Source organism: Aurantimonas sp. NFXS3 (assembly GCF_049132005.1).
Lineage (GTDB): Bacteria > Pseudomonadota > Alphaproteobacteria > Rhizobiales > Rhizobiaceae > Aurantimonas > Aurantimonas coralicida.
Genome location: NZ_JAGDDZ010000003.1, coordinates 315152 through 327506 on the forward strand (window position 1 = coordinate 315152; position 12355 = coordinate 327506).

Below are 12355 nucleotides of genomic sequence, written 5' to 3' on the forward strand. Positions count from 1 at the left end.
CGTTGCAACCGCGACGCCGCGACTGTGGCAAAACTGCACTGACTCTGGAATCGCTTTAAGAAAGGGCCTGGAGACCGCCAGTCCGGCGCCGTCCGCTTCTCACGGGCCGCCATTGCGGCGCATTCCCGCCCTGCAATCGCCACACTGCCTTCCCGGCTGAGTTGCGGCCGAGGTCCCAGCCCGCCTCCTTCGCGGTCCGCCACTACAAAACATGATTCTTTTGTTCATGTTTATTGTCACGGGGCGGGAAGCCGGTTAGGCAACGCCACGCAATCGGGCGGCACGCGGGTGCGGTCCGGACGCTTGCCCGGAGAGGACGATGGCTCAGCGCGACAGAATGGTCGGTGACGGAACGGATTCGGACCGCCGTCCGCAATCCGGGCCCGTGCCGGTGATCGTCGCCCGTGCACCGGATGATGCCGCTCGCCCGATCGGCGCCGAATCGGTATGGCGGCGCCCGGCGGCCTATGGTCCGCGGCTTGCCCCGACCCTCGAGCCGAGCTGGACCGTGGCGGAACGCGCCGCGTTCCGTGCCTTCGCCAATTGCTATCTGCGCGAGATCGACGCCGGCCGCTTCGTCGCGCGCGACGGCCCGGCGCCCTCCTTCATCGAATGGCGACTGACGGGGCAGCGCCGGCGCCTGCGTGCCGCCCTCGCCTATCGCTCGCTCTGCGGGGCGCATGAATTCGGCCTCGTCCAGGCCGCCGATCTCGGGGACGGACGCTTCCGCTCGATCAGCTGGCTGACCGGCATCCAGCTGATGATCGCCGAGGCGAGCGAGCGCAATGGCGGCGCGCTGGCCGGCAGCGCCAACAGCGCCGCGCTGCTCTCCCGGGTGATCCAGAGCATCCGGGCGATCGACGCCAATCTGGCACGCGCCCGGACCACCGTCCCCGGCCACGATTTTCTCGCGACGGAGCAGTCGCTGGTCTATGGCCACTGGCTGCACCCGACGCCGAAGAGTATGGAGGGCATCACGCCCTGGCAGCGGGAGGTCTACGCGCCCGAAGCCGGCGGCCGCTTCCAGCTCGTCGCCTTCGCCGTCGACCGGCACCATGTCCGCGAGGACCATGCCTATGGCCCGAAACCCACCGAGATCGCCGCCAGGCTGGCCGGCGACGACCTGGCCAGGTGCGGACTGGACGACCGGGAGGCCGTCCTCCTCATGCACCCGCTGCAGGCGGAATATCTGCAGCTGTCCCCCCATGTCGCGGCGGCGCGCCGGGACGGCATCCTGCGGCCGCTGGGGCCCGTGGGGCCCGACTTCTTCGCCACCTCCTCGATGCGGACGGTCTGCTCGGCCGAGGCCGGCTACCAGCTCAAGTTCTCGCTGCCGGTACAGATCACCAATTCGGTGCGGCGCAACGGCCGGGAGGAGATGAAGGCGGGCGTCGCCATGGCGCGGTGGCTGAAGCGGCAGGGCGCCGGTGCCGTAGCCGGCGGCCTGTCGTTCCTCCCCGACCCGGCCTGGGTGACGGTGGAGCTTCCCGGCCAGACCGACACCGGTTTCGAGACCATCTACCGCGAGACCGTCGCGCCCGACGTGGAACCACCGGTGATGCTCGCGGCGCTGACGGCGGCGCCGGTGCGGCCGCGCCCGTCGATGCTGAAGGGCCTGATCGCGCGGCTCGCCGCACGTGATGGTGCGACGCCGCAGGCCACCGCGGCCCGCTGGTTCGACGCCTATCTGAAGGCCAGCGTGGAGCCGGTCGTCGGCTTCTTCGACCGCACCGGCATCGCGCTGGAGGCGCATCAGCAGAACTGCCTCTTGCGCCTCGCCGACGGCTGGCCGGTCGGCCTGGTCTATCGCGACAATCAGGGCTTCTACCTGTCGGAGGCCGAACGGCCGGCGCTTTCCGCCGACTTCCCGGAGGCGATGGGGATCGACGGGCTGTTCTTCCGCGAGGAGGAGATCGTCGGGCGCCTCACCTACTACCTCCTGGTCAACCAGGTCTTCTCGGTCATCGCCCGGCTCGGCGAGGACGGGCTTCTGCCGGAAGACGCCGCCCTCGGGCAATTGCGCCGGACCCTCTCCACGCTGGCCGGCCGCACGTCGCGCGGCGGCCGCCGCTTCTGCGACACCGCCCTTGCGGCGCCTGACCTGGTGCTCAAGGCCAATCTCGGCCTGCGGCTGGCCGATACCGACGAGCTCGCAAGCCCCACCGGCGCCGGCGTCTACACACGCTGGCCCAATCCCCTCATCGCGCCGGGCCCCACCCGGCCGCAACGGCTGGCCTCATGACACTCGTTCTCGATCTTCCCGGCCCTGACGGCGCCGCGCCCCGCGTTCTGGCGCAGCTCGTGTCGGCAGCCCTCTACGAGGGTTTGCTAACGGTCGAAGCCGAGGGCGCCCCGGGTCCCGACGGCCGCAGGACCATGCGCCTGGGCGCCGCCGGTCTCGTCATCGACGCGGAGCTCTATACCGGCGCCTTCGGCCGGCCGCGAGTCGTGCCGGGCACCGTGCGGCTGAACGGCCTGCCGGCGCCCGCCGATGCCGCGGCATCGATCATCGCTGCGCTGGTGCCCGAGCCGGTGCGCCGGACGCGCCTTCAGGACGAGTTCGCCCGCACGGCCAGCGGCCTCGCCCACGCCATTCGGGTGGCCCCCGCCAATCGCCGCGAGCTCGACTTCGCCCGGCTCGATTCGGCGATCTACGAAGGCCATCCCTACCACCCCGCCTTCCGGGGCCGGCTGGGCTTCAACGACGCCGACGACATGCGGTTCGGGCCGGAAGCCAAGGCCGGGTTCCAGCTTCGCTGGCTGCTGGTCCGCGACGACCGGCTGCACCGCAGCGGACCGGATCTGCGCGGGCCGGACGGCTGGGCCCAGCTGGCCGGGCCGGTGGTGGCCGCGATGGCGCTGGACCGCATCGGCGCGGACGCGGCGCCGCAGTGGCAGCTGATGCCGGTCCATCCCTGGCAATGGCGTGCGAAGACCTCCGCCATCGTCGCCCCGGCGATCGCGCTCGGCGAGGTCCACGACCTCGGCGTGGCCGGCGAAAGCTACCGCGCCACCCAGTCGCTGCGCACGCTGATCAATCTGGACCGTCCGGACGCGCCGCACCTCAAGCTGCCGCTGGCGGTGGTGAACACCTCCGTCGCCCGCACGCTCGACCCGCACTGGGCGCTGGCCGGTCCCGCCATCTCCGACTGGCTTGCCACGCTGGTGGCGAACGACCGCTGGCTGAGCGATGGCAATCGTCTGGTCGTATTGAAGGAAACCCGGGCCCTCGTCTTCGACCGGAACGGCACCGAAGCCGAACACACCGGCGCGATCTGGCGCGACAACCCGGCCGCCAGGCTGGCGCCGGGCGAAGGGGCGGTGCCGCTCAACGCCCTCTTCGCGGTCGAGGCCGATGGCGACCCGTTCGTCGCGCCCTGGATTCGTCGCTATGGCTGCGCGGGCTTCGTCACGCAGCTGATCGAGGTGGTCGTGCGGCCGCTGTTTCACCTGCTTCTGGCCTACGGCCTGGCATCGGAAGCGCATGGCCAGAACCTGGTGCTGATCCATCGCGACGGATGGCCGGTGCGGATCGCCCTGCGCGACTTCTCCGACAATCTGGAATGGGTGCCGGACTTCCTGCGCGGCGCGCCGCCCCTGCCCGATTTTACCGCGATCGACCCGCTGTTCGCCGACCGCACGCCCAACCGCTTCTACTGGATGCAGGACGTGGAGGAGCTGCGCTGGCTGTTCACCGACGCCGTGCTGGTCTTCTCGCTCGCCGACTTCGCCTTCCTGATGGAGCGGCGCTACGGCCACACCCAGAAGGCCTTCTTCGACCAGATCCTGTGCCTCGTCACCAACCACGCCAAGGCCCTGAAGCTGGAGCACCGGGCCGACCAGCTCGGGCTGCATGCACCGACCGTGGTCACCGACCGGCTGCTCTCCGCCAAGCTCGGACACGCCGCCGAAGGCCCGCTGGTCGTTCCCAATTCCCTTGCCCGCAAGCCCTGGAAGGCCCTGGCATGATCCGTTTCGATGACCGCGACTACGATTTCGCCGCGCTGCTGGCGCTCGCCGCGCAGATGCAGCGCGACGGCCGGCTGGGGAGCACGCTGCACGGCACCCACGCCATCTGCCTGACCGATCCGGCCGAACTGATGGCGGCGTTCCTGTTGATCCGGCAGGAGGGCGGCAGCGTCATGCCGCTGCACCCGGCGACGCCGGCAACGGCGGCCCGGCGCATCGCGCTCAGCGCCTGCTGCGACACGCTGACCTTCGGCCGTGCGCCGGCCGAGGCGCTGGAGCCCGACGCCCGCCAGCCCGAATTCGGCCATCGCCTGATCCAGACCAGTTCCGGCACGACGGGCGAGCCAAAGATCATCGCCCGGACCTTCGAGGACATCGAGGCCGAGATCGAATCCTATGTCGGCTTCTTCGAGGGCGCCCACGACAAGGTGCCGGTGGTGGCCTGCCCGATCAGCCATTCCTACGGCCTGATCTGCGGCCTCCTGGCCGGTGTCGCGCGCGGCGTGACCCCGCTGGTGCTATCGCCGGACAATCCAAAATACGTCCTGTCCCGCATGGCCGAGATGGAGCGGCCCCTCCTCTACGCCGCGCCGGCCTTTCTCAACGTGGCGGCCCGCTTCCTGAAGCCGGGCGAGACCATGCATGCGGCAATGACCTCCGGCACGCTGCTGCCGGCGCCGTGGTTCGAGGCGATCCGGGCGAAGACCGGCACCCTGTTCCAGCAATATGGCTGCTCGGAAGCCGGCGTCGTCGCCGTCAGCGAGGATCTGGTTGCAGCGAACGAGATGGGCCGGCCGCTGCCCCATCACCGGGTGCAGGCCGGCACCGCAGCGGAACCGGCGGAGATCATCGTCGACACGCCCTGGGGCACGGTCGGCACCCGCGATCTCGGCCATCTGCGCGACGACGGCGTTCTCGTCTTCGACGCGCGCCTCGACGACACGATCATCGTCTCGGGCCTCAACGTCTATCCGCGCGAGGTCGAGGACGTGGTCATGGCCATGCCGGGCATCGACGACGCCGTGGTGTTCGGCTTGGACGACGCGTTTTCCGGCGGGCGCGTCGCGCTCGTCTACACCGGCGCCGACGACGTCACCGAGGCCGCCATCGCGCAATGGTGCGGCACGCAACTCGCCGGCCACCAGCGCCCGCGCGAGATGCGCCGCGCCGCCGCGATCCCGCGCGGCGGCACCGGCAAGATCAGCCGCCGCGAGATCCGCAGCCTCTACACCGAAGACCGACTCTAGAGATCATCATGGACCAGCCCGCAGCGCCCTCCCTTCTCGACACCGTCCGCAGGGTCCTCGCCGAGGAGATCCGGCATCCCGGCATGGAACGCTTCGCCCTCGCCGCCCGGCTGCGCGAGGATCTCGGGATCGATTCCGTCATCCTGATGGAGCTTCTGGTGCGGCTGGAAACCGGCCACGGCTTCGAGGTGCCGAAGACCGCGCTGGACAGCGCGCGGCTGATCACCATCGGCGATCTGCTCGCCCAGTTCGGCCCCGACCAGGCCGGCACGGATCTCGCCCCGCGACCGCGGCCGGCGATCGATCCGGCGGCCGGGCGCGCCGAGGCCCGGGCCGCGGCCGGCGTGCATGGCGAAATGCCCATGGACATCAAGGTCCATTGCTATGTGAGCTGTCTCTGCGACGGCTTGAAGCGCCGCGACGGGATCGACCACCGCCCCTTCTACGCGGCCATCCCGGATTCGCCCTTCGCCCTCGATGACCGGATGCGGATCCGCTACCACGCGGCCGGCATGACCCATGGCGATTTCCGCGACTGGTTCGCCTCGCTCTACGGCGCCACGATCACGCCGGTCGCGGATGCCGACACGCTGCTCACCGCCGCGGAGTACCCGGTCAATGGCATCGACACGATGGTGATGGTCGACCTCCACCGCCTGCCGGAGCGCGAGAACCCGTTCGACCGCGATCCCTTCCCCCATTACGCGCTGCTGGCGCCCCATGACGAGCCGGGCAAGCTGCTCATGCGGGATGTCGATTTTCGATGGGAAGGGCCGATCGCGGCCGACCGGCTGGCCGCCGCCATGGCCAGCCCGCATGTCTCGGGCGGCTTCCTGATCGACCATCGCGATAGCCGTCCACCGGAGCCGGCGGCGCTGGCCGCCTTCTTCCGGTCGGTGATCCGGCTCGACGTGAACCCCTTCGCGACCGGGCTCAGACGCGTGCTCGCCACCCATGCCGGCGCCCGCGCGACGCGGCCGCTGGCGGATCTGCCGGAGGCCGTCGCCGAACTGCCGATCCTGGTGATCCGCAAATATGCCTATGAGCATGTCATCGCCTATTTCTGGCGCACGCTCGGCCGGGACACGGCGAGCTTCGACTTCTGGGCCGACGAGATCGAGCGTCTGGTGCAGGGCTATCGCAGCGCGCATTTCGAATGCGCCAAGCTGGCCGCCGGCCAGGCCCCCGTCGACACGACGCAGCTGGAACGGCTGATCGCAGGCCTCGAAGCGCTGGAAGGAGCGATCAAGGCGGAGATCCTGCGCTGCACGAGCGAGCTCGAACAGGCGGCCTGAGTTCCTCCCGAGGGGCCCCCGCCGCGAGGGCCATTGACAGAACGGGCCGGCTCCGGCCGTCTGTCTCCGACGCCAGACCGCCAGCCTCACCGCTCCGGTCCGGCGTCGGGGGCGGCATGGGGAGACCGGCACGATGACGAGAGATTGCCAGGCACGGCCGCCCGGGCCGGCGCGCCGGTCCGCATAGGCGCGGGCATGTTCGACCTTCCGAGCCTCACGCTCACCTATCTCCTGTGCGAATGGGCGGTCCGCCTGGTGATGATCGTGGTCATTCCGCTGCGCCGGCCGCCGGAATCGGCGCGCAGCTGGCTGCTCCTGGTCCTGTTCCTGCCGATCCCGGCCCTGATCCTCTACCGCCTGATCGGCCGGGCCAGTTTTCCGGCCTGGCGCACCGCGCGCTTTGCCGCGACGGCGCCGGAACGCGCCCAGGTGGCGCGCGACCTGCCTGTCCCCGCCCACGCCCCGGACCGGCTGTCGCGGCTTGCCGAGGCGCTCGGCGGCTTTCCGGCCTGCGAGGGCAACCGGGTCGACCTCTTCACCGATTACGACGCGACGATCGACGCCATGGTGGCGGCCATCGACGGCGCCCGCACGCAGGTCCACCTCCTCACCTATATCTTCGCCGACGACCGGACCGGCACGAAGATCGCCGATGCGCTGGGCCGGGCCGTCGCCCGCGGCGTGGCCGTCCGGGTGCTGATCGATGCGCTCGGGTCACGGCCCTGGGCTGCACGCAGCCTGCCGATGCTGAACGCCCGCGGCGTCGATGCCCGGCTGGCGCTGCCGGTGCGCTTCGCAGCGCTGCGCCGAACCCGCAGCGATCTTCGCAATCACCGCAAGCTCTGCCTGATCGACGGCGAGATCGCCTTTGTCGGCTCGCAGAACATCGTCGACCGCGACTTCAAGCCGGGCATCCGCAACGACGAACTGGTCGGCCGGGTAGAAGGCCCCGCCACCGCCGCGCTGGAGGCGGTCTTCGCCGGCGACTGGTATCTGGAGACCGAGACGCGGCTCGCGCCCCTGCCTGTCGCGTCCGCCGCCGGCGATGCCGTTCTCCAGGCGATGCCGAGCGGACCGGATTTCGGCGTTCCGGGCTATGAAAGACTGCTGATCGAGCTCGTCCACGGTGCCGAACGCCGGGTCGCGATCGTGTCGCCCTACCTCATTCCCGACGAAGCGCTGCTCACCGCCCTGAAGAACGGCGTCACCCGCGGCGTGGAGATCAACCTGATCGTCTCGCAGGTCGTCGACCAGCGGCTCGTCAGCCTTGCCCAGCGATCCTATTATGACGAGCTTCTGGCAGCCGGCGTTCGCCTCTACCGCTATCGCGACCATCTGCTGCACGCCAAGAACGTCTCGATCGACGGGCGGGTCGGCGTCATCGGCTCCAGCAACACCGACGTGCGGTCCTTCATGTTGAATGCCGAGATCAGCCTGATCCTGCATGGCGAGGAGGCCAGCAATCGCCTCGACGCCGCCCAGCGCCACTACATCGCGCACAGCGACCCGCTGACGCTGGAGGACTGGCGGGCGCGCCCGCGCGGCACGCGGCTTCTGGAAAACCTCGCCCGGCTGGTCAGCCCGCTCCTGTAACGACACCCCCCGATGCGGCGCTCCGGCCCGTGCGGCGCCCGGCGCTACGCGGTGGCCGCGACATCCTCTTCGGCGACCGCGTCGCCCCAGGGCGAGACGATCTCGGTGGCGCCCCAGTTGGTCGCCCCCTGCCGCGCCACGCCGGAGGGACAGGCGAAGGCATAGGGAAAGACCGTCCGCGGCACGGTCTCGACCCGGTGGGCTCGCCGCAGGGACGCGAGATCGGCGTCCGGGATCGCCTCGTCGGCGATCACCATATCGCCGCCCGACACGTCGATGCGCGGCGCGTGGAAGGCGGCGTCGAGGTCGCCTCCGGTCAGCATGTGGCGGGCAAGCTGGAACACGGCCGGCAGGATCTTGCGTCCGCCCGAGGCACCGAGGGCAAACCGCGTGTCTCCGCTTTCGCCGAGAATCGGGCAGACATTCATCAGGCAGCGCTTGCCGCCGGCGAGCGCGTTCGGCCCGCCCTGTTCGGGATCGAACCACATGATGCCGTTGTTCAGAAGCAGTCCGGTCGAAGGCGAGACCACCCGCGACCCGAAGACCGACAGCAGCGTCTGGGTCATCGCGACCATGTTGCCGTGCCGGTCGACGATGGAAAAATGCGTCGTCGAGCCGGGCGCGGCGGGGCTGTCGTGGTCGCCCATCCGCGCCAGGCGATCCGAATAGGCCCCGGACAGCGCATCCGCCGTCGCCGCCAGTTCGTCGCCGGGCCCGGCGAAGGATCCCGCCGCCGCGTAGCGCGCAAAGGCATCGGCCAGCGTCGGCCCCGCCGTCAGTTCCTGCGTCACGTGCAGCCGGCCACCTGGCGCCGCGAAGGGCAGCGGCGTCTGGATCTCGGCACGATAGGCCGCCAGATCCGCATAGGTCAGCGATCCGCCCTTGTCGGCGACGTCGCGGGCGAGTTCGCGGGCGACGTCGCCCTCGTGCATCTCGCGCGGCCCGTTGCGGGCGATCGCATCCAGCGTGTCGGCCATCCGGCCCATGGCCAGGCGGATATCGGTCAGCGCCGTCCAGCCGCCGACCGGCGGCCAGACCCCGTCCTCCAGGAACAGCGCCGCCGCGTCCGGATCGCGCGCCAGCGAACGCGCCGCCGAGGCGATCATCAGGCCGGCGTACCAGTCGATCTTCAGCCCCTCGCGGGCCATCGCCGCCGCCGGCTGGACGAGATCGTGCCAGGGCATGCGCCCCCAGCGGGCATGGGCGATGCCGATGCCGTCGACGACACCCGGCACCGCCACCGCCGTCGCGCCCTCGATATTGCGATCGCCGACCACCCGCTTCCAGGGAAAGAGGTCACTCGCCCGGCCTACCCCGGCCAGCGGAAACGCCGCCGGGTCGAGCCCGGCGGGCGCGCGCATGCCGTAATAAACCGCGTAGGGTTTCGCCTCGCCGGCGCGCCACACCATCATCGCGCCGCCGCCGGCCGGGCCGCTCATCCAAGGCTCCAGCACCCCCATGCCGAAGGAGACGGCGGTCGCCGCGTCGAGGGCGTCGCCGCCGGCCGCCAGAACCTGTGCGCCGAGTTCCGCGACCCGGCGATGCTGGGCCGCGACGATGCCGGTCTGCGACATCCGGGCCGGCTTGCTGACGATCTGGGAGCGGGAGAAATTGGTCATGGACGTCCCCGGATACGGGTGAGTGGTGCATGGGCAGGACGGGACGGGCGCGGTGTTGCGGCCGCGGCCGTTCGACATGCGGGCGCCGGTCAGCCGACGCCGTTGGCGGCATCGAGCAAGGGTGGGATGATCTCGGCCTCCAGCCGATCGCGGGTCCAGGCGGTGCCGCTGACCGAGCAATGGATCGCCCCGCCGGTCTGCGGGTCGCGGCCGACGGCCACGGCGACGCCGAGCTCGTTCATCTGCACCTCGTTCTCGGCGATGGAGTAGCCGGTTTCGGCCGCCGCCTCGACGAGGGCGCCGACGGCACCGCGGTCCATCACCGTCGCAGGCGTGAACCGCCGCATCGGCCATTCCTCGACGCAGCGGCGGCGGGTCTCGGCGCCGAGGCGCGACAGCATCACCCGGCCGCTTGAGGTGTTCAGGGCAGGAACCCGGCGTCCAACGATGGAGGCGCCGAAGCTCGTGCGGGCGCTGGGCAAGCGAACAATGTAGACGATGTCGGGCCCGTCGATGCGCGAGAAATTGATGGTTTCGCCCAGCGACTGGTGCAGGTCGATCAGCTTGGGCATCGCCGTATGGACCAGCTCCTGCGACCAGAAATAGGCGTTGGCGAGCTCGGTCATCCGGATCGAGGGACTGTAGCGACGGGTGGTCGGGTCCTTGTCGAGATAGCCCAGACGGGTGAAGGTGGTGACCAGACGCTGAACGCTGCTGCGGTCAAGCCCGGTCGCCTCGGCCAATTCGGTCAGGCCCATGCGCGAACGCTCGGGCGCGAAGGCCTCCAGAAGGGTCATCGCCTTGCCGAGCGAGGCAACGAAGTGGCCGTCCCTTTGAACTTCCCGGTCTGCCGGCATGCTGCGCTGCACACTATTTGATCAATTCGGAGTGTTGACTGAATCGTAGCCGTGTTCCTACGATACCACAATCCGCAAACGGTTATCGGCATGCGATAACGGGCGGAGATGTCCCGGCCCCCGAGCCCTACCCTTCGGAGACGCATTGATGTCCTTCTTCTCTGCCGCTTCCACCTTCCGACCAACCCGGGCGATCCGATCCGCCCTGCTCGCCTCAGTCGTCGCCATGACGGGCCTTGCCGGCGGCCCCGCCGCCGCCCAGGAAATTCGCGCCGTGATGCATTCGGGCATCCGCGTCCTCGACCCCGTGATCACCACGGCGCACATCACGCGCAACCACGGCTACATGATCTACGACACGCTTCTGGGCATGGACGAGAGCCTGAAGCCGCAGCCGCAGATGGCCAGCTGGGAGATCTCCGACGACAAGCTCACCTACACCTTCACCCTGCGCGACGGCCTGAAATGGCATGACGGGGAACCGGTGACGGCGGCCGACGTCGTCGCCTCGCTGAAGCGCTGGGGCGAGCGCGACGGCGGCGCCCAGATGATGTTCAAATATGTCGAGAGCCTCGAGGCCAAGGACGACAAGACCGCCGTCCTGACCCTGTCCGAGCCGTTCTCCTACGTCCTCGAACTGATCGCCAAGCCGTCGGGCCTGCCGTCCTTCATCATGCCGGAGCGCGTCGCCCAGACGCCCTCAGGCGAGGCGATCACCGACTATACCGGCTCCGGCCCGTTCACCTTCGTCGAGGCCGAGTTCGAACCCGGCGTGCGCGCCGTCTACGACAAGAACCCCGACTATGTGCCGCGCGACGAGGCGCCGAGCTGGACCGCCGGCGGCAAGGTGGTGAATGTCGACCGCGTGACCTGGGTGGTCATGCCGGACGCCCAGACCGCGGTGAACGCCATCAATGGCGGCGAGATCGACTATATCGAGCAGACGCCGACCGATCTCCTGCCGCTGCTGCAGGGCAATCCCGAGCTGACGGTGATGACCCTCGCCGATTACGGCTACCAGACCATGGGCCGGCTCAACTGGCTCTACCCGCCCTTCGACAATGTCGAGATCCGGCGTGCTGCCATGGCGGCGCTCGGCCAGGAGCCGATCCTTGCCGCGCTCGTCGGCAATCCGGAATACCAGGACACCTGCGGCTCGATGTATGGCTGCAACACGCCCTTCGCGACCGAGGCCGGCGACGAGCTGATCATGAAGGGCCCGCAGCCCGAGGTCGCCAAGAAGATGCTCGACGAGGCCGGCTATGACGGCACGCCGGTCGTCCTGATGCAGCCGACCGATGTCGGCTCCGTCGGCCCGCAGCCGGTGGTCGCCGCCCAGCTCCTGCGCCAGGCCGGCTTCACCGTCGACATGCAGCCGATGGACTGGCAGACCCTCGTGACCCGCCGCGCCAGCCAGGCCGCGCCCGCGGACGGCGGCTGGAACATGTTCTTCACCAACTGGATCATCCCGGAGGTGTGGAGCCCGCTCAACAATCCGATGCTGAACGGCGGCGGCAAGGAAGCGGCCTGGTTCGGCTGGCCGGACGATCCGAAGCTGGAGGAGCTGCGCGTCGCCTTCGCCAAGGCCGGCGACGAGGCCGAGCGCAAGAAGATCGCCGAGGACATCCAGGCTCACGCCTATGACGTCGTCAACTACATCCCGGTCGGCGAGTACCGGATCCCGACGACGATCTCCAACAAGCTGACCGATGTCATGAAGATGCCGGTTCCGGTGTTCTGGAACGTCCAGAAGACCGACTGACGCCATGCCCGTG

The 12355-nt window shown here is 69.7% G+C and carries 8 protein-coding genes; 6 read left to right on the top strand and 2 right to left on the bottom strand.

What is annotated here, in order from left to right; genetic code table 11:
• Positions 1–319 precede the first annotated feature (319 nt).
• From J3367_RS11750 to cls, 5 genes are all read left to right on the top strand, one after another.
• On the top strand, positions 320–2242 hold the full coding sequence (locus tag J3367_RS11750; RefSeq protein ID WP_421461147.1) for an IucA/IucC family protein: 1923 nt from the start codon (positions 320–322) through the stop codon (positions 2240–2242).
• Positions 2239–3969: an IucA/IucC family protein gene (locus tag J3367_RS11755; protein ID WP_421461149.1), complete on the top strand. Its 1731-nt coding sequence runs from the start codon at positions 2239–2241 to the stop codon at positions 3967–3969. Before J3367_RS11750 ends, J3367_RS11755 begins: the two co-directional genes overlap by 4 nt.
• Positions 3966–5216 (top strand): AMP-binding protein, encoded by a 1251-nt coding sequence (locus J3367_RS11760; protein WP_024350172.1) that lies wholly within the window; start codon positions 3966–3968, stop codon positions 5214–5216. The genes J3367_RS11755 and J3367_RS11760 overlap by 4 nt, the downstream gene beginning before the upstream one ends.
• A gap of 8 nt (positions 5217–5224) precedes the next feature.
• Positions 5225–6511 carry a DUF6005 family protein gene (locus J3367_RS11765; protein WP_024350171.1) on the top strand — a complete coding sequence of 429 codons (1287 nt, stop codon included), beginning with the start codon at positions 5225–5227 and terminating at the stop codon, positions 6509–6511.
• A 195-nt stretch (positions 6512–6706) separates the two neighbouring features.
• Positions 6707–8104, top strand: a complete 1398-nt coding sequence (gene cls / locus J3367_RS11770) for a cardiolipin synthase (protein ID WP_024350170.1) — start codon at positions 6707–6709, stop codon at positions 8102–8104.
• A gap of 44 nt (positions 8105–8148) precedes the next feature.
• On the opposite strand, the gene J3367_RS11775 is transcribed toward cls, so the two are convergent.
• Both J3367_RS11775 and J3367_RS11780 read right to left on the bottom strand, forming a co-directional pair.
• A complete protein-coding gene (locus J3367_RS11775; RefSeq protein WP_024350169.1) occupies positions 8149–9723 on the bottom strand; it encodes a gamma-glutamyltransferase in 1575 nt (524 codons plus the stop codon).
• 89 nt (positions 9724–9812) lie between these two features.
• Positions 9813–10580 carry an IclR family transcriptional regulator gene (locus tag J3367_RS11780; protein ID WP_029702939.1) on the bottom strand — a complete coding sequence of 256 codons (768 nt, stop codon included), beginning with the start codon at positions 10578–10580 and terminating at the stop codon, positions 9813–9815.
• Positions 10581–10728: 148 nt separating this feature from the next.
• On the opposite strand from J3367_RS11780, the gene J3367_RS11785 reads away from it, so the two are divergent.
• Complete coding sequence (locus J3367_RS11785; protein ID WP_024350167.1) at positions 10729–12342, top strand: ABC transporter substrate-binding protein; 1614 nt, start codon at positions 10729–10731, stop codon at positions 12340–12342.
• Positions 12343–12355 lie beyond the last annotated feature (13 nt).